Source organism: Streptomyces sp. NPDC045955, assembly GCF_056430805.1.
In genome coordinates, this window is the sequence record NZ_JBWKKY010000007.1 from 221,935 (window position 1) to 245,449 (window position 23,515).

A 23,515-nucleotide genomic window follows, 5' to 3' on the forward strand; every position below is an offset into this window, starting at 1 on the left:
AGGCTACGCGGAACTAGTACGCGTTCTAGTTCTGTCAGCAGTGTGCTGAGGGTCGCTTGCCGACCGCAAGAGTCGTGCGGGCAATTGAGGGGTCCGCGCCTCTTGCTACTTGTAGAACCCGTTACTACCGTCACCGCAACTCCGCACAGCTGATGGCTCGTCAGAATCAGAGTCGGTACGAGTGGTGGGAGCCGCCCATGTCCTGTCCCGCGCTGCCCGACGGGTTCGACTTCACCGATCCCGACCTGCTGCACAGCCGTGTGCCCCTGCCGGAGTTCGCCGAGCTGCGCCGCGTGGAGCCGGTCTGCTGGGTGCCGCAGCCGGCGGGTCTCGCCGGCTTCCAGGACGAGGGGTACTGGGCGGTCACCCGGCACGCGGACGTCAAGTACGTCTCCACGCACCCGGAGCTGTTCTCGTCGTACCTCAACACGGCGATCATCCGCTTCAACGAGCACATCGAGCGCGACTCCATCGACGCGCAGCGGTTCATCCTGCTGAACATGGACCCGCCGGAGCACACGCGGGTCCGGCAGATCGTGCAGCGCGGGTTCACGCCACGGGCGATCCGCGCGCTGGAGGAGCGGCTGCGGGCCCGTGCCCGGGCGATCGTGACGAACGCCCGCGCGCACACCGGCCCGTTCGACTTCGTCACCCAGGTCGCCTGCGAACTGCCCCTCCAGGCGATAGCCGAGTTGATGGGTGTGCCGCAGGAGGACCGGGACAAGATCTTCGACTGGTCCAACAAGATGATCGCGTACGACGATCCCGAGTACGCCATCACCGAGGAGGTCGGCGCCGAGTCGGCCACGGAGATCATCGCCTACGCGATGAACATGGCCGCCGAACGCAAGCGGTGCCCCGCCCACGACATCGTCACGCAGTTGGTGGCCGCGGAGGACCAGGGCAACCTCAACTCTGACGAGTTCGGCTTCTTCGTGCTGATGCTGGCCGTCGCCGGGAACGAGACCACCCGCAACGCCATCACGCACGGCATGCACGCCTTCCTCACCCACCCCGACCAGTGGGAGCTGTACAAGAGGGAGCGGCCGTCGACGACGGCGGAGGAGATCGTGCGCTGGGCGACCCCGGTCGCCGCCTTCCAGCGCACCGCCACCCAGGACACCGAGCTGGGCGGCAAGCTGATCCGCAAGGGCGATCGGGTGGGGCTGTTCTACGCCTCCGCCAACCATGACCCCGAGGTCTTCGACGAGCCGGACGCCTTCGACATCACCCGCGACCCCAACCCCCACCTCGGGTTCGGCGGCGGCGGCCCGCACTACTGCCTGGGCAAGTCCCTCGCCGTGCTGGAGATCGACCTCATCTTCAACGCGATCGCCGACACCATGCCGGGTCTCCGACTGGTCGATGAGCCCCGCCGGTTGAGGTCGGCGTGGATCAACGGGGTGAAGGAGCTCCGGGTATGGTCCCGGTAGCGGTCAGTGCGGTTGGCGTAGTCCCGCGACGAGGAGCGCGACCCGTCGGCGGGCGTCGTAGCGGGGGGGGGGTGTCGCCCCGGGGACACCAGCTGGAAGGCGGCGGCCGTCGCGCTGGAGGAAGACCCCGAGCCGCTGGGGAAGCTCCAGAGCAAGCAGGCGCAGGCGAAGGCGTAAACGTGGGCGAAGGCGACGGCCCCGGGGATCAGGGGGCCGCCGCCTTCGGTCTATGGGGGGTGGGCTCGGTCTCTGGGGGCTCCGTCTTGGGAGGTGGCCTGGCCAGAGAAACAGGCACGCCGGATGCCCGCAAGGAGCCCGCTTACTAGGTGTGGCCGCATGTGCGCGGAAGGTCCGCCCCGTGACCGGGGGGTGTTCCTACGGCCCCGCTTCGTAGGTGACGGGGGTCATGTGGGGGGCTTCACGACCGGGGCGCGTCGAACGTGACCGGCGTCTCGAAGGCCGCCCGGCGGGTGGCGCGGCGCAGCGCCCTCAGGACCGCGGGGCCGAGCGCGAGCGTCAGCACGACCGTGACGACGGCCCGGCCCAGGTCCCAGCCCAGCGAGGTGGCCAGGCAGTACGCGAGGAAACGGGCCAGGTTGGTGGCGACCGCCGCGTGCGGGTCGAAGCCGACGTTCGACGCGAGGGCGCTCATGAAGGGCCAGCCGGCCAGGTTCATGACCGTGCCGTAGGCGAAGGCGGCGAGGAAGCCGTAGACCGCGAGCAGCACGAGTTCCGCCCGGCCGCGCAGCCGGTCCGGGCCCGGCAGCAGGCCCGCTCCCATCGCGAACCAGCCCATCGCCAGCATCTGGAACGGCAGCCACGGGCCCACCCCGCCCGTGAGCAGCGCGGACGCGAACATCGTCACCGAACCGAGGACGAATCCGAACCCCGGACCGAGGACCCGCCCGCTCAGCACCATCAGGAAGAACATCGGCTCGATACCGGCCGTACCGGCGCCGATCGGCCGCAGGGCCGCCCCCGTCGCGGCCAGCACGCCGAGCATCGCGACCGCCTTCGGGCCGAGACCGGACTCCGAGATCGCCGCGGCCACCACTGCCACGAGCAGCACCAGCAGGCCCGCGAAGAGCCAGGGCGCGTCCTGTGCGTGCGCGCTGAGCCGCGAGGTGGGCGGGGTGAGGAACGGCCAGCCGAAGCCGACGACGCCGACTGCGCTGACGAGGACCAGGGCGGTGACGGAGCGGGGGCCGAGGCGGACGGCGCGGGCCTGGCGCTGGGGGGTGGTGGTCCGGGTTTCCGTCATCAGCCGGCCTCGGGAGCCTCGGAAGCCGCGGCGTTGAGGGCCGCGCGGACCTGGGAGACCGTGAGCCAGTGCTGCGGGGCCAGGATCTTGGTGACCTGCGGGGCGAAGGAGGGGGAGGAGACCACGACGTCCGCCGTCGGGCCGTCGGCGATCACCTCGCCGTCGGCGAGCAGGACGACCCGGTGGGCGATCTCGGCGGCCAGCTCCACGTCGTGCGTGGCCAGCACGATGGCGTGCCCCTCGGCGGCGAGGGTGCGCAGCACCGCGACCAGGCGGGCCTTGGCCGCGTAGTCCAGGCCGCGGGTCGGCTCGTCCAGCAGGAGCAGCGGGGGCCGGGCGGTCAGTACGACGGCCAGGGCGAGGGCGAGCCGCTGGCCCTCCGAGAGGTCCCGGGGATGGGTGTCGTCCGTGACGCCGGGGAGGAGTTCCGTGACCAGGGCACGGCAGGTGCCGGGGGTTGCGTCCGCGTCCTGGTCGGCGGCGGCGCACTCGGCGGCGACGGTGTCGGCGTAGAGGAGGTCGCGGGGTTCCTGCGGCACCAGGCCGACTTTGCGGACGAGGTCCTTCGGGCGGGTGCGGTGGGGGACTGCGTCCCCGACCCGGACGGATCCGGAGGTGGGTGTGACGAGGCCGACCAGGGAGTTGAGCAGGGTGGACTTTCCGGCGCCGTTGCGGCCCATGAGGGCGATCGTCTCGCCAGGGGTGATGGTCAGGTCGATATGGCGTAGGGCTTGGATGCGGGCGCGGGTTACGGAGAGGACTGAGGCTGCGCCTACGGGGGTGGGGGGTGCGGAGTGCTGGCGGGCGCGGGTTGTCTGTGGCTTGTCGCGCAGTTCCCCGCGCCCCTGAGGGGCGATGTCCTCCCGAACCTCAAGTTGCTGACGTAGGTCTGATGCCCGGCGGCGGGCGTCGCGGACGGTCATCGGCAGGGGGGACCAGCCTGCCAAGCGGCCCAGGGCCACCACCGGTGGATACACCGGGGAGACGGCCATCACCTCTGCCGGAGGGCCCAGAACGGGGGCGGCGCCCGGGTCCGGCAGCAGGACGACCTGGTCCGCGTACTGGATGACGCGTTCCAGGCGGTGTTCGGCCAGGAGGACCGTCGTGCCGAGGTCGTGCACGAGGCGCTGGAGGACCGCCAGGACCTCCTCGGCGGCGGCCGGGTCGAGCGCGGAGGTCGGCTCGTCCAGGACGAGGACGCTCGGGTGCGGGGTGAGGACCGAGCCGATCGCGACGCGCTGCTGCTGGCCGCCGGAGAGCGTGGCGATCGGGCGGTGGCGCAGGCCGGCCAGGCCCAACAGGTCCAGGGTCTCCTCGACGCGGCGCCGCATCACGTCCGGGGCGAGGCCCAGCGACTCCATGCCGTAGGCGAGTTCGTCCTCGACGGTGTCGGTGACGAAGTGGGAGAGGGGATCCTGGCCCACCGTGCCGACGACGTCGGCGAGTTCGCGCGGCTTGTGGGTGCGGGTGTCGCGGCCGGCGACCGTGACCCTGCCGCGCAGGGTGCCGCCGGTGAAGTGCGGCACGAGCCCGCTGACCGCGCCCAGGACCGTGGACTTGCCGACACCGGACGGGCCGGCCAAAAGGACGAGTTCGCCCTCCGGGACCTCGAAGTCGATGCCCTGGACGGTGGGTTGGGCGGCACCGTCGTACGTCACGGACACATCCTCGAAGCGGATCACGACGGCTCCTTGGGATCGGGGGCGACGAACGCGGGCAGCAGGCCGAGCAGGATCGCCGCCGCGGGCCAGAGGGGGAGCGTGGGGGCCACGAGCGGCACCACACCCGGATGCAGGGCCGCGGGATCGCGGGTCGCGGCGAGCGTCAGCAGCGCGGCGACCGCCACGCCGGAGGCGACGACCAGCCAGGCGCGCACGTCCCAGCGGTCGGGGCGGTACCGGGTGCGCAGCGACCGCCGCCCGCCGAGCCGGAGACCCGCGAGGGCGGCGGCGAGGCCGGTGAGGAGGACCGGGATGCCACAGGTGGCGCCCTCGGCGGTGAGCAGACCGTAGGTTCCGGCGCAGACGCCGAGCAGGCCGCCGAGGGTGAGGGCGGCGGTGGTGCGGCGGACGGCGGCGGGGACCTGTGCGGTACGGCCGTAGCCGCGGGCGTCCATCGCGGCGGCGAGCGACACCGAGCGCTCCAGCGCGCCCTCCAGGACCGGCAGGCCCACGTGCAGCAGGCCCCTGAGGCCCTTGTCCGGGCGGCCGCGCAGGCGGCGGGCGGCGCGCAGGCGCTGGACGTCGGCGATGAGGCTGGGCGCGAAGGTCAGGGCCACGACGACCGCGACGCCCATCTCGTACAGGGCGCCCGGGAGGGACTTGAGCAGGCGGGAGGGGTTCGCGAGGGCGTTCGCGGCGCCGACGCAGATCAGCAGGGTGGCCAGTTTCAGGCCGTCGTACAGCGCGAAGGTGAGGGCCTCGGCGGTGACCTCGCCGCCGAGGCGGATGCCCTGGGCCCAGGCGGGGAGGCCGACTTCGGGGACGGTGAGGAGGATGTGCGTGCCGGGGATGGGGGAGCCGAGGATCGTGGCGAAGAGCAGGCGGATGAGCAGGACGGCGAGGGCGAGTTTGACGAAGGCGCCGTAGGAGCGGGACCAGGGGGTGTCGGGGCGGCGGGCCGCCACGACGTAGGCGGAGACCGTGATGAGGAGGGTGAGCAGGAGGGGGTTGGTGGTGCGGGTGGCCGCGGTGCCGAGGGCCAGCGCCCAGAGCCACCAGGCGCCGGGGTGGAGGGCGGTGGGCTGCGCGGCCCGACGCTGCGGGGTGCCGCTCTTCGGGACGGGCGCCGCCCCAGCGGCACGACTGCCCGCAGGCTGGGGCCTACGCACGCCGCCGGACCTGCCAGATCGCTGCTGCACCGAGGAGGGCCACGACGGCAATTCCGGCCACCAGGCCCAGGGACGGGCCGTCCTCCGAGGTGTCCTTCTCCTCTGCGGTCGGCTTCCGCTGCTTGGCCACCTGTTCTCCGCAACCCTTCTCCGGGTAACCCGAGATGGCGCACAGGAGGGCCTTCGTGTCGTAGCGCAGCGGCTTGGCCACCGTCGCCAGGGCCTCGGCCGTCGTCGCGTCGGAGGAGACCTGGGCGCAGGCCGTTCGCGGGGCGGGCGGGGTTTCGCCGGACGGGGCGTCCGCCGTCGTGCCGAAGTCGAGGAGCAGAGCCACCCGCTTCTTGCCGTCCCGCGCGGGCGTTGCGGCGCAGATCGTCTTGAAGTCGGCCTCGCCACGTGGTCGGGCCGCGTCCCCGGAGTCCTCGCTCACCGCGAAGCGGAAGCCCTGGACGTCGCCGTCGGAGGGGCGGGCCGTGGACGGGCCTTGCGTGGCGTACACCCAGCGGTCCCCGTCACGGTCCCAGAACGACCAGTACCGGTAGCCGGCGGCCTGGGCCTGGCCCGTTCCCGCGCACAGCAGGAGCGAGGCCACGAGGAGCAGAACGGCCCGGCGGATCACGGCAGGTGCCTCTTCCGGCGGCCGCTGAAGAGGAAGCCGATGCCGACCCCGGCGACGAGGCAGACACCGACGTACCACCAGACGCCGAAGACGCCCGAGTCGCTCTTCTCGTCCGCCGCTCGGGTCTTCCCGGCGGTCTGCGGGGCCGGGCCCGTCGCGTTCAGTTGCTTCACCAGGTCGGCGCCGCCGAAGTCGCGCGGGTTCGTGCCGGTCGCCTGGGCGGCGAAGATCAGCTGGGCGTAGGCGGCGGGGCCGCTCTGGGCGGCCCAGGGCGCGGAGTTGTTCTCCAGCCAGCGCAGGGACTTCGCGGCCTGGCCGGTGTCGCCGTGCGCGGCGAGTGCGACGACCGCGTCGGCGGTGTTGCCGTGGTCGGGCTGGGGGTCCGAGCCGGGAGCGGCCGAGGTGAGGTGGCCGTCCTCGGCGAGAGCCTTGGTGAGGTAGGCGGCCCCGTTGGCCGCGGCCTGTTGCGGCGTCTTCTTGCTTTTGTCCTCGCAGGCCTGCCCCTTCGCGGCCTCGGTCTTCGCGCCGGGCTTCACCACCATGCCCTGGCCCAGTGCGCCCAGCACGCCCGCCGCCGTGGCGTCGGCGTTGGCGGCCAGTTCGCCCTTCTTGTCCGGCTGGAACGCGAAGGCGCCCGCGTCGTCGCCGTCGCAGCCGAGGGCCAGGGTCAGCAGCGCGTCGTAGGGCGACTTGCCGCTCTTCTCGACCTGTTGCGGCTTCTCGCCGGCGGCGGTCAGCGCGCCGATGACGACGGACGTGGAGTTGGTGTCGCTGGCGCCGCCGGGCGTGTAGCCCCAGCCACCGTCCTTGTTCTGGACCTTCTTCAGCCAGGAGACGGCCTTGCCGGTGACGGCGTCGTGCCCGCCGAGGGCGGTGAGGGCCTGTACGGCGGCGGCCGTCTGGTTCGTGTCGACCATGGTCTTGGCGTCGCACGCGGCGGTGGGATCGGCGCGGTACGGGGCGAAGGAACCGTCCGCGCACTGCTGGCGCACCAGCCACTCCACGGCCTTCGCCGCGGGCTTCACCCCGACGGTGTGCTGCGCGAGCAGGGCGAGGGACTGACGCCAGACCCCGTCGTACTGGGGGTCCTTGTCGCCGTACAGGGCGGAGGGGAGCGCCTGGGACGGGGAAGGGGACGGGGCGGCGGCGGCCGGTGTGGCGGCGCCGATCACGGCGACGGCGGCCAGGACCGCGGCGCTGCGGCGGACGTTCATGATCGGCGGGTGCCTCTCCCTGCGGGGAGCCGGACAGCACGGGGCACCCCCGGCGGCTCGGCTCCGTATACCTCGACGGTGCCGTGCACCGGCGCTCCGCCGGGCACGTGAGCCGGTCACGAACCGTACGGGGCGATCCGGCTCACCACCTCGGCGGCGGTACACGGTTGCGGGTCAGCGCCGGAATTGCACCGGCTTCCCCCCGTACGGGTGTGATGACGACCTGCTTACTGTACCCGCACGCCCAGAACGGGCCGAGGGGGTGCCGGGGGGCCGGAGTACCTTCGGTTCATGCCGCCACCACCCGGACGACTGCTCGGTTCCGGCCGCCGCGCCGACGTGTACGAGATCGACGAGGCGTGGGTGCTACGGCGTGAACGGGAGGGCGGGGGAGACGCGGCGGGCGAGGCCGCGGTGATGGCGCACGTGCACGCCCACGGCTACCCGGTGCCCCGGGTCCGCCCGGCCGGCTCGCGCACGGACCTGGTGATGGAACGGCTGCACGGCCCGACCCTGCTCCAGGCCTGCCTGGCGGGCACGCTGGACCCGACGGAGGCGGGCTCCGTCCTCGCCCGGCTGCTGCGCCGGCTCCACACCCTCCCCGCCCTGCGCTCCACCGACCCGGCCGTCCGCGTGCTGCATCTGGATCTGCACCCGGAGAACGTGATCATGACCCCCGACGGCCCCCGCGTCATCGACTGGTCGAACACGGAGGAGGGCGACCCGGCCCTGGACTGGGCGGTGTCAGCCGTGATCCTCGCCCAGGCCGCGGTCGCCGGCGATGCCCTCTCCGTCCCGGCCCGCACCATGCTGACCGCCCTGCTGGAGGGCCCGTCCCCCCTCACCCGGACCGCACTGGCAAAGGCCCTGCGCCGCCGGTCCGCCGACCCGGCCATGCGCCGAGCCGAGGTCGAACTGCTGGGCCGGGCCGAGGAGTTGATCCTGTCCCAGGGGCGAACACGCTGACGAACAAGCTAACGTGGGCCTCCACGACCACACGCAGGAGCGTCCATGAGTGATCAGGTGGGGAACTCCGGGCAGGAGCCGCTTCCCAAGATCGACACGTCCGTGCCGCACTCGGCCCGGATCTGGAACTACTGGCTGGGCGGGAAGGACAACTACGAAGTCGACCGTGTGGCCGGGGACGCGTTCCGCGAGATCTTCCCGGGCATCGAGACCGGGGCCCGCGCCGCCCGCTACTTCCTCGCCCGCGCCGTCCGCCACCTCGCCGCCGAGGAGGGCATCCGCCAGTTCCTGGACATCGGCACCGGGCTGCCCAACGTGGACAACACCCACCAGATCGCCCAAGGGGTGGCCCCGGACAGCCGGATCGTCTACGTCGACAACGACCCGCTGGTGCTGGCCCACGCCCGCGCGCTGCTCACCAGCACCCCGGAAGGCGTCACCAACTACGTCGACGCCGACCTGCGCGAGCCGGACACGATCATCCGGGAAGCGGGCAAGACACTGGACTTCGATCAGCCCGTCGCCCTCATGCTGATGGGCATCCTGGGCCACGTCGAGGACCACGACGAGGCACGCTCGATCGTGCGGCAGCTGGTGGACGCCCTCCCTCCCGGCAGCTACCTCGTCCAGTACGACAGCACGGACACCAGCGAGGACTACGTCCGGGCCATCCAGCAGTACAACGACGGCGGCTCGATCCCGTACATCCTGCGCAGCCCCGAGCAGATCGCCCGCTACTTCGACGGTCTGGAACTGCTCGAACCGGGCGTGACGTCCTGCTCGCGCTGGCGCCCCGACGCCGCGGCCCTGGATCTGCCCGCGGAGGTGCACCAGTACGGCGGGGTCGCCCTGAAGCGCTGACCTCTCAGGTCTCCTGAAGGACGCGGTGGAGGATGGTCGGAGTCTCGTCCGGCGACTCGGCCTCGACCACCAGCCGGTTCATCGCGTCCCAGTAGCACTCGATCTCGGCCGGCCGGTCGGGATAGAGCCCGGTGGTGAGCCGTTCGAGGTAGACCACGTCGGGCAACTCACCGCCGGGCAGGCGCAGGATCGTGACCGGACCGCCCTCCGCGGCGTGGCCGCCGGCGCGGAACGGCAGGATCTGCACCGTGACCTGCGGCAGCCGGCAGATCTCTATGAGATACCTGAGCTGCGCGCGCATGACGGAGAGGCCGCCCACCGGGCGGCGCAGCGCCGCCTCGTCGATCACCGCCCACAACTGGGTCGCCGGCTGCCGGTGCAGTATCCGCTGGCGGGACATCCGCAGCGCGACCCGGCGTTCCATCTCCTGCGCACCGGCGTCCGGATGGGCCAGCCGCAGGGAGGCCCGTGCGTAGTCGGCGGTCTGGAGCAGCTCGGGAACGCGCTGGACCTGGAAGCAGCGGATGACGCTCGCCGCCTGCTCGGCGCCGAGGTATGTCTGCATCCAGGCGGGCACCACGTCGCTGTAGTACTGCCACCAGGCCGGGGTGTTGGCCTGCTCGGCCAGCGCCAGCAGGGTCGCGCGCTCGGCCTCGTCCGTGACGCCGTAGAGCGTGAGGAGATCGGTGACGTCCCGCAGCTTGAACCCGTGCCGGCCGGCCTCCATGCGGCTGATCTTGGAGGAGGAGGCCCGGATGACATGCCCCGCGTCCGCCCGGCCGATGCCCCGCTCCTCGCGCAGCCGCCGGAGCCGGGCGCCCAGCACCAGCCGCGGCACCATGGGCCCGGCCGATCTGCTGTCCAGGGCTCCGCTGCCGGACGTAGTACGAGCGGCCTCTTCGGTGCCCATGGGATGTCTCCTTGCGGTGGAACGCAGCTCCGCGGGCCTGTGAGCGCCGCGGCATATTCATCCTAGGGGCCCTGCCCGGACGCCATCCGGCTTATGCCGAAGGCGAGTTGGCGGTCGAGCGGGCCCGCGGGCACACCGCCGCGTACGTCACCTGCACGGCCGCAAACGTCACTTGCATCGCCGTATGAGTCACCTGCACCGCCCCATGCGTCACCTACACCGCCACGTACGTCACCGGATCGCTCCCCGGCACCGCCTCCGCCCGGCCCGCCTTGAGCAGGCGGCGCAGATGGGACTCGGCCTCCGAGACGGCGATGGTGCGGGAGCCGTGGGGGATGTCGGCCCAGGGGCGGTTCCACTCCATGCGTTCGGCGAGCTGCCAGGGCGTGAGCGGCTCGGCGAGGAGGGTCAGCAGGTCCGTGAGGCGGGCCTCGTGGTGGGCGAGCAGTTCGCGGACGCGGGCGGCGGCGTCGGGGAACGCGTGCTGGTGGGCGGGGAGTACTTCGGCGGGGGCCAGGCGGCCGACGCGTTCGAGGGAGGCGAGGTAGTCGCCCAGGGGGTCGGTGACCGTCGTGTCGTCGGGGTCCTCGTAGAGGCCGATGTGCGGGGTGATCTCGGGCAGCAGGTGGTCGCCGGAGAACAGGCGGCCGTGGCCGGGGAGTTGGGCGGGATGGGTCTCCTCCAGGTGGAGGCAGACGTGGCCCGGCGTGTGGCCGGGGGTCCAGATCGCACGCAGGCGGCGGCCGGGGAGGTCGAGGAGTTCGCCGGGGACGATGTCGCGGTCGGGCAGGGCGGGGGAGAGGCCGGGCAGGGAGCGGGGCCGGGCCGCGCGCAGCGGGGCGATGTGCTCCTGAGGGGCGCCGGCGGCGGCGAGTTTGGCCGTCATGTACGAGAACCAGCGCTCGGGGCGGGCCTCCCGGGTCCGCCGTACGACCGCCGTGTCCGCCGCGTGCATCGCGATCCAGGCGCCCGACACCTCACGGACCCGGCCGGACAGGCCGTGGTGGTCCGGGTGGTGGTGGGTGACGACCACGCCGTTGATCTCGGCGACCGAGGTGCCGCATGCCGTGAGGCCGGACGCGAGGGTGTCCCAGGAGTCCGGGTCGTCCCAGCCGGTGTCGATCAGGACCGGGCCCCGGTCGGTGTCGACGACATACACCAGCGTGTGACCGAGGGGGTTGTCCGGGATGGGGACCCGCAGGGACCGGACGCCTCCGCCGTGGTCGTGCACCGCCGGTGCGGGCTCGCGGCCCTGGCTGCTCTTCATGTGCACCCTCCGTTCCACGGCCATTGCCCACTATAACGAGAACTGGTATCAGTTCCTGAAACACCGTCAGATACGAAGGCAGCGGCCATGACCGAGCTCGTGGAACACGGACAGCTGTTCGTCGGCGGGGAGTTGACCGACCCCCTGGGTGCGGACGTCATCGAGGTGATCTCGCCGCACACGGAAGAGGTCATCGGGCGCGTCCCGCACGCCTCGACGGCGGATGTGGACCGGGCCGTGGGAGTGGCCCGGCGGGCCTTCGACGAGGGTCCCTGGCCGCGCATGAGCCTCGACGAGCGGATCGAGGTCGTGAGCAGGATCAAGGACGGGATCGCCGCCCGCCACGACGAGATCGCCCGCGTGATCTCCGCCCAGAACGGCTCGCCGTACTCCTGGAGCGTCCTGGCCCAGGCCCTCGGCGCCGTCATGGTCTGGGACTCGGCGATCACCGTCGCCCGGAATTTCACGTACGAGGAGCGGCGCGACGGCGTGCTCGGCCGCATCCTCGTCCGGCGCGAGCCCGTCGGGGTCGTCGCCGCCGTCGTCCCCTGGAACGTCCCGCAGTTCGTCGCCGCCGCCAAGCTCGCCCCCGCACTGCTCACCGGCTGCACGGCCGTGCTCAAGCCCTCGCCCGAGTCGCCGCTGGACGCGTACCTGCTCGGCGAGATCGCGCGGGAGGCCGGGCTGCCGGAGGGCGTGCTGTCGATCCTGCCCGCGGACCGGGAGGTGAGCGAGTACCTGGTCGGGCACCCCGGCATCGACAAGGTGTCCTTCACCGGGTCGGTCGCGGCCGGCAAGCGCGTGATGGAGGTCGCCGCCCGCAACCTCACCCGCGTGACGCTCGAACTGGGCGGCAAGTCTGCGGCCGTCGTCCTGTCCGACGCGGACGTCGAGACGGCCGTGGCGGGCATCGCCCCCGCGGCCTGGATGAACAACGGGCAGGCCTGCGTCGCCCAGACCCGCATCCTGCTCCCGCGCTCCCGCTACGACGAGTTCGCCGACGCCCTGGCCGCCGCGGCGGGCGCGCTGACGGTCGGCGACCCGCTGGACCCCGCCACCCAGGTGGGCCCGCTGGTGGCCCGGCGGCAGCAGCGGCGCAACCTCGACTACATCCGCATCGGACAGGAGGAGGGCGCGAAGATCCTCACGGGCGGCGGACGCCCGGCCGGTCTCGACCGCGGCTGGTACGTCGAGCCGACCCTCTTCGGCGACGTCGACAACTCCATGCGCATCGCCCGCGAGGAGATCTTCGGCCCGGTGATCTGCCTGCTGCCCTACGACGACGAGTCCGACGCCGTGAAGATCGCCAACGACTCCGACTACGGACTGAGCGGCAGCGTGTGGACGGCGGACGTCGAGCACGGCATCGAGATCGCCCGACAGGTCCGTACCGGCACCTACTCGGTCAACACCTTCAGCCTGGACATGCTGGGCCCCTTCGGCGGCTACAAGCACTCGGGCCTGGGGCGGGAGTTCGGGCCCGAGGGGTACGGCGAGTACCTGGAGCACAAGATGATCCACCTCCCGGCGGACGCGTAGCGATGGGCGACCGCTGGCACGTGGAGGTCGACCGCTCCCTGTGCATCGGCTCCGCCCAGTGCCTCCACCACGCGCCGGACGGCTTCCGCCTGGACTCCGCCCGGCAGTCCCATCCGGTCGCCCCGGACACGGACGCGAACGAGCGGGTGCTGGCGGCGGCGGAGAACTGCCCGGTCGAGGCGATCACGATCACGCTGGGGGACAGCGGGGAGCCGGTGTTCCCGCCGGAGGAGTAATGCCGGCCGCCGCCCCGGGGTTACTCGGGCGCCGGCGGGGCGGCCGGTTCGGGGTCCGTCAGGCGCCGGTGGAGCGGCCGCCGCCCCGGGATCCTTGGGTGCTGGTGGTGCGGCCGGTGTGTGGTCCGTGCGGCGCCGGTGGCACGGCCGGTGCGTGGCCCCTCGGGCGCAGCAGGACGGCCGGTGTGTGGTCCGTCCGGCGTCGGTGAGGCGGCCGGTGCGTGATCCGTGCGGCGTCGGTAGGCGGCCGGTGCGTGGTCCGTCCGGCGCCGGCGGGACGGCCGGTTCCGGGCCCGTCAGGCGCCGGGTGCCCGGTAGTCCACCTGCTGCCGGACGGACTCGTCGACCTCCTCGGCCGACAGCAGGACGACCGTGCTCGTGCGGACCCCGCCGGCCGCCGAGACGACCATGCCCATGGCCGCGGCGGAGGTGTTGCCCGGCAGCTCCGCCGTGACGTAGACGTCGTCGTCACCGAAGGCCCAGTACATCGTCTCGACCCGGCCCCCGAGGCTCTCGACCATGCGCCCGACGACGTCACGCCGCGCGCTCCCGCCTTCCTTGAGCAGACCCTTCAGTCCGTCCGGGGTCAGCTTCACCTTGAAGAGGTACTTCGGCATGGGATTGCCCTTTCACTTCCGCCCGATAAGTCACTTTGACTCCCTCATGTTCCTTCGGGATCGAGGTTTCGTCGCGGCGACAGGGGGCTCAGGCAGGGCTGTATGGGCTACTCAGGACATTTAGGTAAAAAATCCTACACAGGGGCTTTTCTTGGCGGATAGAAGTTCTAACCTGGACATAGGCCTACGGGACGAGTGAGGGAGTCCGACCGGAGTTGGCCGACTCTGGCAGGAAGCTTCGGCTTCCGCCGGTGCCGACTGCGACGGTAGGGCTGAGAGGCCGGAAGGTCGCAGGGTCGAGAGGCCAGGCGACCGGAAGGCGACCCCCATAACCTGATCCGGACCATGCCGGCGAAGGGAACCCGTCTCGTAGGTCATTCATGTGCGCCCGGGGTCATTCATGTGCCTCGGGCGCCGTCAGGTCGATCAGCCGGCACACCGTCTCGATGTCGATCTTGACCTGGGCGATGGAGGCGCGGCCCGACAGCCAGGTGATGAGGGCCGAGTGCCAGGTGTGCTCGATGACCCGGACCGCCGACAACTGCTCCGGAGTGGGGTGTTCCAGCCCCATCGCGTCCAGGATGATCGCCGTCGTCTGCCGCGAGACCTGGTCGACCTCCGGGCTCACGCTGCGGTCGGCGAAGGTGAGGGCCCGGACCATCGCGTCGGCCAGATGCGGTTCGCGCTGGAGGGCGCGGAAGGCCCGCATCAGCGTCTCCGCGACCCGCTCGGCCGCCGTCTCGCCCTGCGGTGGCTTCTTGCGCAGCGTGCCGTGCATGTGCTCCAGCTGGTCCTGCATCGTGGCGACCAGCAGGTGGATCTTGGAGGGGAAGTAGCGGTACAGCGTGCCGAGCGCCACCTGCGAGGACTCCGCGACCTCGCGCATCTGCACGGCGTCGAAGCCACCCCGGCTGGCCAGTTGCGCGCTCGCGTGCAGGATGCGGCGACGGCGGGCCTCCTGCCGCTCCGTCAGGGGCGGGGAGCCGGGGGCCGTGGCTCTGGCATCCACCTTGGCCGGCTTGTTCACCTTGGCGCTCACCTTGGCTTCCGCGGGCATGGTCGGGCCCGTTCCGTGACCGTCCGTGAGGACGAGTGATCAGACAGCATGGCACGGTGCCGGCCGTGGCGTGAATCACCTGATCCACTGCTCACAGCGCCCCTACCTGCCGGTAGATTCAGAGCCTCCGAACGATCAAGTCTGAAACTTGTTCTAGATTAGCGTCCCGGCGTAATCTCGCGGGACAGAGCAGTCAGAAGGGGGCCCAGAGTGACCGCTGAGGCCAGGGAGGCCGGGGCTCCGGAGGACCCCGCCGCCGACGGCTTGCGACCGCTCCACATCGCGCTCCTCACCTATAAAGGGAACCCGTTCTGCGGCGGCCAGGGCGTCTACGTCCGGCACCTCTCGCGGGAACTGGCCCGCCTCGGCCACCGGGTCGAGGTCATCGGCGCACAGCCGTATCCCGTGCTCGACGAGGGCTACGACGGGCTGAGCCTCACCGAGCTGCCCAGCCTCGACCTCTACCGCCAGCCGGATCCTTTCCGCACACCGAAGCGTGACGAGTACCGCGACTGGATCGACGCGCTCGAAGTCGCGACCATGTGGACCGGCGGCTTCCCCGAACCTCTGACGTTCTCGCTGCGCGCCCGCCGCCACCTGCGCGCCCGCCGCGGTGAATTCGACGTCGTCCACGACAACCAGACCCTCGGGTACGGGTTGCTGGGCGACGTGGGCGCGCCCCTGGTGACCACGATCCACCACCCCATCACCGTCGACCGGCAGTTGGAGCTGGAAGCGGCGCAGGGCTGGAAGCGGCGCTTGTCCGTCCGGCGCTGGTACGGCTTCACGCGCATGCAGAAGCGCGTCGCGCGGCGGCTGCCGTCCGTCCTCACCGTCTCCGGCACGTCCCAGCAGGAGATCGTCGACCACCTCGGCGTCCGGCGGGACCGCATCCACGTCGTCCACATCGGCGCCGACACCGACCTGTTCTCGCCGGACCCCTCGGTGCCGGTCGTGCCGGGCCGGATCGTGACGACGTCCAGCGCGGACGTGCCGCTGAAGGGCCTGGTCCATCTCGTCGAGGCACTCGCCAAGGTGCGCACCGAGCACCCCGGCGCCCACCTCGTCGTCGTCGGCAAGCGACCGGCCGAGGGGCCCGTCGCCCAGGCGATGGAACGTTACGGCCTCGACGGCGCCGTCGAGTTCGTCAAGGGCATCTCCGACGCGGAACTCGTCGACCTGGTGCGCTCGGCCCAGGTCGCGTGCGTGCCATCGCTCTACGAGGGCTTCTCACTGCCGGCCGCCGAGGCCATGGCGACCGGCACGCCCCTGCTCGCCACGACCGGCGGCGCGATCCCCGAGGTCGCCGGCCGGGACGGGGAGACCTGCCTCGCGGTACCGCCGGGTGACTCGCAGGCACTGGCGGCCGGGCTGGTCCGCCTGCTGGGCGACGCGGAGCTGCGCGCGCGGCTCGGAGCGGCCGGGCGGGAACGGGTACTGCGGCACTTCACCTGGGCCAGGGCGGCGGAGGGCACGGTGGCGCGCTACCGCGAGGCGATCGCCAGGTCCCAGAACGGCGGAACGGGCCGTCCGGCATCCCCCGCCGACCGTTCCGTGGTGACGCCCCCGGCCTCCGGCCTCCCCGCAGCCGGCGTCGATCAGTCCGCGTCCCCGGCCCCCGGCCGTTCCGCTGCTCCCACAGGTGCTGTCTCCGCGGCCACCACAGATGTAGAAGGCGTCAACTCCGAAAGCAGGGCCACGTGCTGACCGTCGACTTCTCCCGGTTCCCGCTCGCCCCGGGCGACCGAGTGCTGGACCTCGGCTGCGGTGCCGGCCGGCACGCGTTCGAGTGCTACCGGCGCGGCGCGCAGGTCGTGGCACTGGACCAGAACGCCGAGGAGATCCGCGAGGTCGCGAAGTGGTTCGCGGCGATGAAGGAGGCCGGCGAGGCCCCTGAGGGCGCCACCGCCACGGCCATGGAGGGCGACGCCCTCGCACTGCCCTTCCCCGACGAGTCCTTCGACGTCGTCATCATCTCCGAGGTGATGGAGCACATCCCCGACGACAAGGGCGTCCTCGCCGAGATGGTGCGCGTGCTCAAGCCCGGCGGGCGCATCGCCGTCACCGTCCCGCGCTACGGCCCCGAGAAGGTCTGCTGGACCCTGTCCGACGCCTACCACGAGGTCGAGGGCGGCCACATCCGCATCTACAAGGCGGACGAACTGCTGGAGAAGATCCGCGAGGCCGGCCTGGAGCCGTACGGCACCCACCACGCCCACGCCCTGCACTCGCCGTACTGGTGGCTGAAGTGCGCGTTCGGCGTCGACAACGACAAGGCGCTGCCGGTGCGGGCGTACCACAAGCTCCTGGTCTGGGACATCATGAAGAAACCGCTGGCCACCCGGGTCGCGGAGCAGGCGCTGAACCCGCTGATCGGCAAGAGCTTCGTGGCGTACGCGACCAAGCCGCACCTGCCGCGCCTCTCCGGCACCGGGGCGGACGCCCAGTGACGACTCCCCGGACGGAACACCTGGTCCTGCCCGGGGTCCTCACCGCCGGGCAGGCCGCCGCGACCGTCGCCGGCATCCTGGCCGTACAGCGCGAGGACGGCGCGATCCCCTGGTTCCGGGGCCACCACCTCGACCCGTGGGACCACGTCGAGGCCGCGATGGCCCTCGACGCGGCCGGTGAACACGAGGCCGCCGAACGGGCCTACCTGTGGCTGGCCCGGCATCAGAACGAGGACGGCTCCTGGTACGCGGCCTACGCGGACGGGGACTTCGCCGAGGTCACCGACCGGGGCCGGGAGACCAACTTCGTCGCCTACATAGCCGTGGGCGTCTGGCACCACTACCTCTCCACCGGCGACGACACGTTCCTGGAGCGGATGTGGCCGGCGGTGTACGCGGCGGTGGAGTTCGTGCTGCGCCTGCAGCAGCCCGGTGGGCAGATCGGCTGGCGGCGCGACGACGACGGCACGGACACGGCCGACGCCCTGCTGACCGGCAGCTCCTCCATCCACCACGCGCTGCGCTGCGCGCTGGCCATCGCCGAGCAGCGGGAAGAGGCGCAGCCTGACTGGGAGCTGGCGGCGGGTGCGCTGCGGCACGCCATACGCCGGCATCCGGAGCGGTTCCTCGACAAGAACCGTTACTCGATGGACTGGTACTACCCCGTGCTCGGCGGTGCCCTGACCGGTGCGGAGGCCAAGGCCCGCATCGAGGAGGACTGGGACCGGTTCGTCGTCCCGGGGCTCGGGGTGCGGTGCGTGGTTCCCAACCCGTGGGTGACGGGGGGTGAGTCCGCGGAACTCGCCCTGGCGCTCTGGGCGATGGGGGAGTCGGACCGGGCGCTGGAGATCCTCCAGTCGATCCAGCACCTGCGCGATCCGGAGAGCGGGCTGTACTGGACGGGGTATGTCTTCAAGGACGACGCGGTCTGGCCGCGGGAGCTGACCACGTGGACCGCGGGGTCGCTGTTGCTGGCCGTGGCCGCACTGGGGGGCCATGAGGCCACGTGCCGGGTCTTCGGCGGCGAGGGTCTGCCTGTGGGGCTGGACTCGGAGTGTTGCGCCTGAGAACTCGGGGGGTTGTGGCCGTGTGGCGGGCGCGGGTCGTGTGTGGCTTGTCGCGCCCACGCGGCGGAGCCGCATGTCGACACAGCCCCGCGCCCCTGGGGTGTCAGTGCCGGTGTACTCGATTGGCGATCGCGTGGCCCACGAACAAGTAGACCACCGCTGCCAGGCCGTAGCCGGCGACCACTCGGGCCCAGTCCTCGTCGAACGTGAAGAGGTCGTGGGACCAACCCGCCAGCCAGCGGGCCGCGTCGTGGATGAACTGGACGAAGTCGTTCGCGCGGTTGGCGTCCAGCAGGTACATCAGAATCCACAGGCCCAGGATGAGGGCCATGATGTCGGCGACGACGGCGATGACCGTGCCGGCCTGATTCGCACCGTTGCGATATCGAGGGGACATGCCAACCGGGTAACCCGTGCGGCCTCGTTCAAACCCGGCCCGGTGCGCTCCGCGCCCCACCGGCTCTCGCCGTGCGCTTCCTCGTAGGTTCAACGGACGTTCCCGGAAGGGCCGTTCGGGGTACACCCGCATCACCGACGATCCTGGCCGGTCACACGGGGAGAACGCAGGTGTCACGGGGGGAGAACGCAGGTGACCGCGAACAGACCCGCTACAGAAGAGCCACGGTTAACCGTCACCAGACCCCCGCGCCGACGCCTGCGGAGAACGCTGGCGTTGGCGCTGCCCGTCCCGGTTATCGGGCTGGTCCTGCTCATGACCTCCGGGAACCTGCTGTTGCCGCTGCGGCAGGTGGTCACCATAGAGGCCAAGATGGCCTCGAAGAGGGACTTCTTCCAGGACTCCGTGGTCGAGCGGCTGCTCATGAAGCACGGCTTCCGCGTGCACATCACCAACATGGGCTCGCGTGAGATCGCCAAGCAGGACTACGAGGGGTACGACGTCGTCTTCCCCTCCGGCCAGCCGGCCGCCGATCTGATCGGCCGGGAGCGCGCCCGGGCGAACCGTCCGGTGCTGCTGTACCGCCCGTTCGTCAGCCCCATCGTGCTCGCCACCTACCGGGACTACGCCGAGGTGCTCACGGCGGAAGGCGTCGCGAAGCGCCAGCAGGGCTCGGGCGGCCGGCCGATGTACTACACGCTCGACATGCGGAAGTTCCTCGATCTCGCGCACGGCAGGAGGAAGGGGGCCCAGCGCGATGCCCGGGACGGGTACCGCTGGGACGAGATCGACCGCAACGACCTCGTCCACAACGGCAACAAGATCCTTGCCCAGACCTCGGACATCTGCGAGTCCAACTCCGCCGGCACCTACCTCGGGCTCGTGGCCTTCGTCGAGCACGGGAACGACGCGCCGGACAGCGAGGCCGAGGCCCAGCAACTCGCCCGGAAGATCAAGCCGCTCCTCGTCGAGCAAGGCCTGCCGTCCGCCGAACGCGCCGAAACGTATCTGTCCCCCGACGGGCACAGCATCGCCCCGATCTCGGTGATCTACGAGCACCAGTTCCTCGCCCACCAGATCAGGCACCAGGCAGAACAGGGCACGACCGATGACGAGCGCGTCCTTCTCTACCCGTCCACACGCTTCGTCACCGAACCCCAGCTCGTCGCGCTGACCGGCGACGGCGCCCGGCTCGGCGAACTGGTCAGCACGGACCGCGAACTCCAGCACCGCGCCATGGAGCTGGGCTTCCGGGCCCGCAACGCCACCGGCGGCGCGACCAGCGACGAGCTCACCCGGTTCCTCACCGAGCGGCAGATCCCCGTACCCACCACCTCCTCCGACGACACCCGGGCGGTCCTGCCCAGCCTGCCACTGCTGGAGAAGATGATCGAGACCGTCGGAGAATGCCCGGACCGGACGGACAGCCGGTGAGGCGCGGCGCGGGCCTGCTGGCGCTCTGCCTGGCGCTCGTCGCCGGCCTGCTCACCGCCTGCTCGGGCGATGACGGCGGCGACACGGTCCGGCTGCGCGTGCTCGCCGGTCCCGACCTCGCCGTACTGGCGCCGCTGCTGGGGGAGTTGAAGGACGAGACCGGCGTCGACCTGCGTCTGGATCACCGGGCCGACGCCGAGACGAAGACCCCGGACCGCGACAGGTACGACCTCGCGTGGCTGTCGTCCGACCGCTATCTGCGTCTCACCGACAAGAATGCGACCCGGGGGTGGCAGCGCACGCCCACCATGACCTCCCCCGTCGTCATCGGCCTGAAGCCGGACGTGGCACGTAAGCTTCGCGCCCGGGTACCCGGCTCCCGGCTCACCTGGGCGGACATCGCGGACGCCGCCGCCACGGGCACCGTCCGCTTCGGCATGGCCGACCCCCGGCACGCCGGCAGCGGGCTCGCCGCCCTCGTCGGCGTTGCCACCGCCGCGGCCGGCACCGGAGCCGCTCTGCGTCCCGAGGACGTCTCCTGCGACCGGCTGCGCGGCTTCCGCTCCGGCCAGACCCTCACCGCCGACACCGGCCCCGCCCTCGTCGACTCCTACGTCGATCACCAGGACGAGGCCAACGCCCTGATCACGTACGAGTCCGATCTGCTCGCCCTCAACGCCACCGACCGCCTCGACGACCGCCTGGAAGTCGTCCGCCCCGAAGACGGCATGGTCCTGGCGGACTTCCCGCTGCTCCTGCTGAACCCGGCCCACCGGACCGCGTACGACAAGGTCACGCAGTGGCTGCACCGCGACTCGGTGCAGCGGCAGATCATGCGGCACACTCTGCGTCGCCCCGTGAACACGACAGTCACCCGGGACGCGCGGCTGCGCGAACCGGTCGGCAACGCGCTCTTCTACCCCGACCGGCCGGCCGTCGTCGAAACCCTGCTGGCGGACTACGGCGACCCCGACCGCCGCACCACGAGCCAGGTGGTCTTCCTGCTCGACTTCTCCGGCTCGATGCGCGGCGCCCGGATGGCCGCCCTGCGCGAGGCCTTCGCCGGACTCAGCGGCGCGGACCCCTCCACCTCCGGCAAGTTCACCCGCTTCTACCGGGGCGAGCGGCTGACCGTCGTCCGGTTCGGCGGCCGAGTGCTGGAAGAGAAAACCGTCACCGTCACCGGCCCGAAGGACCTGACCGCCCTCGCCGAGACCGTCGCCCGGGGCGGCTACGGCGACGCCACCGCCGTATGGTCCGCTCTCGACCACGGCTACCGCACCGCCGCCCGGGCACTGGCCGCCGACCCCGACCGCTCCGTCTCACTCGTCCTGATGACGGACGGCGAAAACAACGGGGGCCTGTCCTACGCGGAGTTCGTACGCCGTCACAAGGCGCTGCCCGCCCCCGTGCGCGCGGCCGTCCATACCTACCCCGTCCACTTCGGCGAGGCCGACGCAGGCGAACTGCGGCACGCGGCGGCCAGGACGGGGGGACGGATGGTGGACGTCGCCGGCTCGTCCCTTTCCGAGGCGTTCAAGGAGATCCGTGGCTGTCACTGACGCACTGTGGTGGAGCCTTTGGTGGCCGTGGATGACGGCCTGGCTGGTGACGGCCGCCGGCGCGGTGGTGCTCGCGGTGGTCCTGGTGCGCCATGCCCGGGAGCGGCACAGGCACATGCGGCGCTGGCAGTCGGCGTACAGCATCTGCCTGTACCTCGACGAGCAGGCGGTGATGGACCTGTACGAGCTCGGCAACTACCGGTCCGCGCTGGAGGAGGCCGTCGAACTGCGGACGAAGGTCGACACGAGTGTCGGCTTCTGGAGCCGGGTACTGACGTGGCTGTTCCGGTTCCGGCTGAAGCGGGACGTCAGCCAGGAGACGTTCCGCAAGTTCGTGCGCAAGGACAAACCGATCAACGTGATCGGCGTGGTCATGGAGGCCTTCGACCGGGCCGACGCCATCGTCCACGCCGACCTGACCACACTGACCGTCGTCCCCAACCGGAACCTCGCCGACAACCTGGCCGACGGCCGTGCGGTGACCCTGAGCCGCATCGGCGAATTCGTCTCGGTCAAAGGGGTGTTCGCCCGCGTGCCGGACGTGGCGGAGGGATTCGAGCTGCGGGCCGAGTACGGCGAGGAGCAGCCCCCGGTGTACATGCGTGTCGTGGCCCCCGGGAACGCGCGCCGCTCGATCCCGGCCGGCACCTTCACGGCCCGCTGCCTCGGCAAGATGACCGGCTGGCGGGAGGACACCCGCGAGGTGACGCTGGAGGCGATCGCGATCTTCTGGTGACCGGGCACCGCTCACCGGGAGTTGAGCTCGGCGAGCACGCGCAGGGTGTGCGGGTCGGGCGCGAGGGCGAGGAGATCGGTCACCGGCCCTCTCCGCCACAACTCCAGCCGCTGCGCGATACGTTCGCGCGGACCCACCAGGGAGATCTCGTCGGCGAAGGCGTCCGGCACGGCGAGGACGGCCTCCTCCCGGCGGCCGGACAGGAACAATTCCTGGATCCGGCGGGCCTCCTCCTCGTATCCCATGCGGGCCATCAGGTCGGCGTGGAAGTTGCGGGCCGCGTGCCCCATGCCGCCGATGTAGAAGCCGAGCATGGCCTTGACGGGCAACAGGCCCTCGGCGACGTCGTCGCAGAGCCGGACCTGGGCCAGGGGGGCGACGAGGAAGCCTTCGGGGAGGTCGCGCAGCGCGGGGCCGTAGACCTCCGGCCGCGTCGGCGACCAGTACAGCGGCAGCCAGCCGTCGGCGATCCGGGTCGTCTGGGCGACGTTCTTCGGCCCCTCGGCGCCGAGCAGGACCGGCAGGTCCGGACGGAGCGGATGGGTGATCGGTTTGAGGGGTTTGCCGAGGCCGGTGGCGTCCGGGCCCCGGTAGGGGTGGGCGTGGAAACGGCCGGCCAGCTCGACCGGTGCCTCGCGCCGCAACACCTGCCGTACGACGTCGACGTACTCGCGGGTGGCGGTCAACGGCGACTTCGGGAACGGGCGGCCGTACCAGCCCTCGACGACCTGCGGGCCGGACAGGCCCAGGCCCAGCATCATGCGCCCGCCGGAGAGATGGTCGAGGGTGAGCGCCTGCATGGCGGTGGTGGTCGGCGGGCGGGCCGCCATCTGCGCGACCGCCGTGCCCAGCCGGATGCGGGAGGTGTGCGCCGCGAGCCAGGCGAGCGGCGTGAACGCGTCCGAGCCCCAGGACTCCGCCGTCCACACCGAGTCGTAGCCCAGCCGCTCGGCCTCCTGTGCGAGCGGCACATGGCCGGGGGAGGGGCCGCGACCCCAGTAACCGAGGGCGAGACCGAGCCGCACGCCTGCCTCCTGACGGATCGTCAGCAATGTGGGC

The 23,515-nt window shown here is 71.7% G+C and carries 22 protein-coding genes; 11 read left to right on the forward strand and 11 right to left on the reverse strand.

Annotation, left to right across the window (positions count from 1 at the left end):
• Positions 1-197: 197 nt before the first annotated feature.
• Positions 198-1,433 (forward strand): cytochrome P450, encoded by a 1,236-nt coding sequence (locus AC07F0_RS16910; protein ID WP_478979595.1) that lies wholly within the window; start codon positions 198-200, stop codon positions 1,431-1,433.
• Positions 1,434-1,851: 418 nt separating this feature from the next.
• On the opposite strand, the gene AC07F0_RS16915 is transcribed toward AC07F0_RS16910, so the two are convergent.
• Genes AC07F0_RS16915 through AC07F0_RS16935 form a run of 5 tightly spaced genes read right to left on the reverse strand, consistent with a single transcriptional unit; the run spans position 1,852 to position 7,357 of the window.
• Positions 1,852-2,694 carry an ECF transporter S component gene (locus AC07F0_RS16915; protein ID WP_478979597.1) on the reverse strand — a complete coding sequence of 281 codons (843 nt, stop codon included), beginning with the start codon at positions 2,692-2,694 and terminating at the stop codon, positions 1,852-1,854.
• Complete coding sequence (locus tag AC07F0_RS16920) at positions 2,694-4,376, reverse strand: ABC transporter ATP-binding protein (RefSeq protein WP_478979599.1); 1,683 nt, start codon at positions 4,374-4,376, stop codon at positions 2,694-2,696. Before AC07F0_RS16920 ends, AC07F0_RS16915 begins: the two co-directional genes overlap by 1 nt.
• Complete coding sequence (locus tag AC07F0_RS16925; protein WP_478979601.1) at positions 4,373-5,524, reverse strand: CbiQ family ECF transporter T component; 1,152 nt, start codon at positions 5,522-5,524, stop codon at positions 4,373-4,375. The genes AC07F0_RS16920 and AC07F0_RS16925 overlap by 4 nt, the downstream gene beginning before the upstream one ends.
• Positions 5,517-6,143 carry an SCO2322 family protein gene (locus AC07F0_RS16930; RefSeq protein ID WP_478979603.1) on the reverse strand — a complete coding sequence of 209 codons (627 nt, stop codon included), beginning with the start codon at positions 6,141-6,143 and terminating at the stop codon, positions 5,517-5,519. Before AC07F0_RS16930 ends, AC07F0_RS16925 begins: the two co-directional genes overlap by 8 nt.
• Positions 6,140-7,357 (reverse strand): prenyltransferase/squalene oxidase repeat-containing protein, encoded by a 1,218-nt coding sequence (locus AC07F0_RS16935; RefSeq protein WP_478979604.1) that lies wholly within the window; start codon positions 7,355-7,357, stop codon positions 6,140-6,142. Before AC07F0_RS16935 ends, AC07F0_RS16930 begins: the two co-directional genes overlap by 4 nt.
• A gap of 291 nt (positions 7,358-7,648) precedes the next feature.
• Here AC07F0_RS16935 and AC07F0_RS16940 point away from each other — a divergent pair, with 291 nt between their 5' ends.
• Positions 7,649-8,323 (forward strand): phosphotransferase, encoded by a 675-nt coding sequence (locus tag AC07F0_RS16940; RefSeq protein WP_478979606.1) that lies wholly within the window; start codon positions 7,649-7,651, stop codon positions 8,321-8,323.
• Positions 8,324-8,368: 45 nt separating this feature from the next.
• Positions 8,369-9,184 carry an SAM-dependent methyltransferase gene (locus tag AC07F0_RS16945; RefSeq protein WP_478979608.1) on the forward strand — a complete coding sequence of 272 codons (816 nt, stop codon included), beginning with the start codon at positions 8,369-8,371 and terminating at the stop codon, positions 9,182-9,184.
• 4 nt (positions 9,185-9,188) lie between these two features.
• On the opposite strand, the gene AC07F0_RS16950 is transcribed toward AC07F0_RS16945, so the two are convergent.
• Positions 9,189-10,094, reverse strand: a complete 906-nt coding sequence (locus AC07F0_RS16950; RefSeq protein WP_478979610.1) for a helix-turn-helix domain-containing protein — start codon at positions 10,092-10,094, stop codon at positions 9,189-9,191.
• Positions 10,095-10,308: 214 nt separating this feature from the next.
• Positions 10,309-11,361 carry an MBL fold metallo-hydrolase gene (locus AC07F0_RS16955; protein ID WP_478979612.1) on the reverse strand — a complete coding sequence of 351 codons (1,053 nt, stop codon included), beginning with the start codon at positions 11,359-11,361 and terminating at the stop codon, positions 10,309-10,311.
• 87 nt (positions 11,362-11,448) lie between these two features.
• Between AC07F0_RS16955 and AC07F0_RS16960 the strand changes: the two genes are divergently transcribed.
• Positions 11,449-12,900, forward strand: coding sequence for an aldehyde dehydrogenase (locus AC07F0_RS16960; RefSeq protein WP_478979614.1), 1,452 nt, complete (start codon positions 11,449-11,451; stop codon positions 12,898-12,900).
• Between the two features lie 2 nt (positions 12,901-12,902).
• Positions 12,903-13,136, forward strand: a complete 234-nt coding sequence (locus AC07F0_RS16965; RefSeq protein ID WP_478979616.1) for a ferredoxin — start codon at positions 12,903-12,905, stop codon at positions 13,134-13,136.
• Positions 13,137-13,432: 296 nt separating this feature from the next.
• On the opposite strand, the gene AC07F0_RS16970 is transcribed toward AC07F0_RS16965, so the two are convergent.
• Complete coding sequence (locus tag AC07F0_RS16970; protein WP_478979617.1) at positions 13,433-13,753, reverse strand: GYD domain-containing protein; 321 nt, start codon at positions 13,751-13,753, stop codon at positions 13,433-13,435.
• A 394-nt stretch (positions 13,754-14,147) separates the two neighbouring features.
• Complete coding sequence (locus AC07F0_RS16975; RefSeq protein ID WP_478979619.1) at positions 14,148-14,810, reverse strand: TetR family transcriptional regulator; 663 nt, start codon at positions 14,808-14,810, stop codon at positions 14,148-14,150.
• Between the two features lie 210 nt (positions 14,811-15,020).
• Between AC07F0_RS16975 and AC07F0_RS16980 the strand changes: the two genes are divergently transcribed.
• The 3 genes from AC07F0_RS16980 to AC07F0_RS16990 are packed head-to-tail and all read left to right on the forward strand — an operon-like array spanning position 15,021 to position 18,327.
• Complete coding sequence (locus tag AC07F0_RS16980; RefSeq protein ID WP_478979621.1) at positions 15,021-16,517, forward strand: glycosyltransferase family 4 protein; 1,497 nt, start codon at positions 15,021-15,023, stop codon at positions 16,515-16,517.
• On the forward strand, positions 16,511-17,260 hold the full coding sequence (locus AC07F0_RS16985) for a class I SAM-dependent methyltransferase (protein ID WP_020275921.1): 750 nt from the start codon (positions 16,511-16,513) through the stop codon (positions 17,258-17,260). The genes AC07F0_RS16980 and AC07F0_RS16985 overlap by 7 nt, the downstream gene beginning before the upstream one ends.
• Complete coding sequence (locus tag AC07F0_RS16990; RefSeq protein ID WP_478979623.1) at positions 17,257-18,327, forward strand: prenyltransferase/squalene oxidase repeat-containing protein; 1,071 nt, start codon at positions 17,257-17,259, stop codon at positions 18,325-18,327. The genes AC07F0_RS16985 and AC07F0_RS16990 overlap by 4 nt, the downstream gene beginning before the upstream one ends.
• 103 nt (positions 18,328-18,430) lie before the next feature.
• Here the strand turns inward: AC07F0_RS16990 and AC07F0_RS16995 are convergent, their stop codons facing one another.
• Positions 18,431-18,724, reverse strand: coding sequence for a hypothetical protein (locus tag AC07F0_RS16995; RefSeq protein WP_436729873.1), 294 nt, complete (start codon positions 18,722-18,724; stop codon positions 18,431-18,433).
• A gap of 315 nt (positions 18,725-19,039) precedes the next feature.
• On the opposite strand from AC07F0_RS16995, the gene AC07F0_RS17000 reads away from it, so the two are divergent.
• From AC07F0_RS17000 to AC07F0_RS17010, 3 genes are read left to right on the forward strand one after another with little or no spacing between them, the layout of a single operon-like run.
• Entirely contained in the window at positions 19,040-20,158 is a 1,119-nt protein-coding gene (locus AC07F0_RS17000) for a hypothetical protein (protein WP_478979625.1), read from the forward strand.
• Positions 20,131-21,720: a vWA domain-containing protein gene (locus AC07F0_RS17005; RefSeq protein WP_478979627.1), complete on the forward strand. Its 1,590-nt coding sequence runs from the start codon at positions 20,131-20,133 to the stop codon at positions 21,718-21,720. Before AC07F0_RS17000 ends, AC07F0_RS17005 begins: the two co-directional genes overlap by 28 nt.
• Positions 21,707-22,456 (forward strand): hypothetical protein, encoded by a 750-nt coding sequence (locus tag AC07F0_RS17010; RefSeq protein ID WP_399409461.1) that lies wholly within the window; start codon positions 21,707-21,709, stop codon positions 22,454-22,456. Before AC07F0_RS17005 ends, AC07F0_RS17010 begins: the two co-directional genes overlap by 14 nt.
• Before the next feature lie 11 nt (positions 22,457-22,467).
• Here the strand turns inward: AC07F0_RS17010 and AC07F0_RS17015 are convergent, their stop codons facing one another.
• Positions 22,468-23,481 (reverse strand): LLM class F420-dependent oxidoreductase, encoded by a 1,014-nt coding sequence (locus AC07F0_RS17015; RefSeq protein WP_478979629.1) that lies wholly within the window; start codon positions 23,479-23,481, stop codon positions 22,468-22,470.
• Between the last annotated feature and the right edge of the window lie 34 nt (positions 23,482-23,515).

Excerpts from the sequence above, each read along its gene's own strand:
- AC07F0_RS16910 (WP_478979595.1), top strand. The coding sequence starts at position 198 with ATGTCCTGTCCCGCGCTGCCCGACGGGTTCGACTTCACCGATCCCGAC.
- AC07F0_RS16915 (WP_478979597.1), bottom strand. The coding sequence starts at position 2,694 with ATGACGGAAACCCGGACCACCACCCCCCAGCGCCAGGCCCGCGCCGTC.
- AC07F0_RS16935 (WP_478979604.1), bottom strand. The coding sequence starts at position 7,357 with ATGAACGTCCGCCGCAGCGCCGCGGTCCTGGCCGCCGTCGCCGTGATC.
- AC07F0_RS16940 (WP_478979606.1), top strand. The coding sequence starts at position 7,649 with ATGCCGCCACCACCCGGACGACTGCTCGGTTCCGGCCGCCGCGCCGAC.
- AC07F0_RS16945 (WP_478979608.1), top strand. The coding sequence starts at position 8,369 with ATGAGTGATCAGGTGGGGAACTCCGGGCAGGAGCCGCTTCCCAAGATC.
- AC07F0_RS16950 (WP_478979610.1), bottom strand. The coding sequence starts at position 10,094 with ATGGGCACCGAAGAGGCCGCTCGTACTACGTCCGGCAGCGGAGCCCTG.
- AC07F0_RS16955 (WP_478979612.1), bottom strand. The coding sequence starts at position 11,361 with ATGAAGAGCAGCCAGGGCCGCGAGCCCGCACCGGCGGTGCACGACCAC.
- AC07F0_RS16960 (WP_478979614.1), top strand. The coding sequence starts at position 11,449 with ATGACCGAGCTCGTGGAACACGGACAGCTGTTCGTCGGCGGGGAGTTG.
- AC07F0_RS16965 (WP_478979616.1), top strand. The coding sequence starts at position 12,903 with ATGGGCGACCGCTGGCACGTGGAGGTCGACCGCTCCCTGTGCATCGGC.
- AC07F0_RS16970 (WP_478979617.1), bottom strand. The coding sequence starts at position 13,753 with ATGCCGAAGTACCTCTTCAAGGTGAAGCTGACCCCGGACGGACTGAAG.
- AC07F0_RS16975 (WP_478979619.1), bottom strand. The coding sequence starts at position 14,810 with ATGCCCGCGGAAGCCAAGGTGAGCGCCAAGGTGAACAAGCCGGCCAAG.
- AC07F0_RS16995 (WP_436729873.1), bottom strand. The coding sequence starts at position 18,724 with ATGTCCCCTCGATATCGCAACGGTGCGAATCAGGCCGGCACGGTCATC.
- AC07F0_RS17000 (WP_478979625.1), top strand. The coding sequence starts at position 19,040 with ATGACCTCCGGGAACCTGCTGTTGCCGCTGCGGCAGGTGGTCACCATA.
- AC07F0_RS17005 (WP_478979627.1), top strand. The coding sequence starts at position 20,131 with ATGCCCGGACCGGACGGACAGCCGGTGAGGCGCGGCGCGGGCCTGCTG.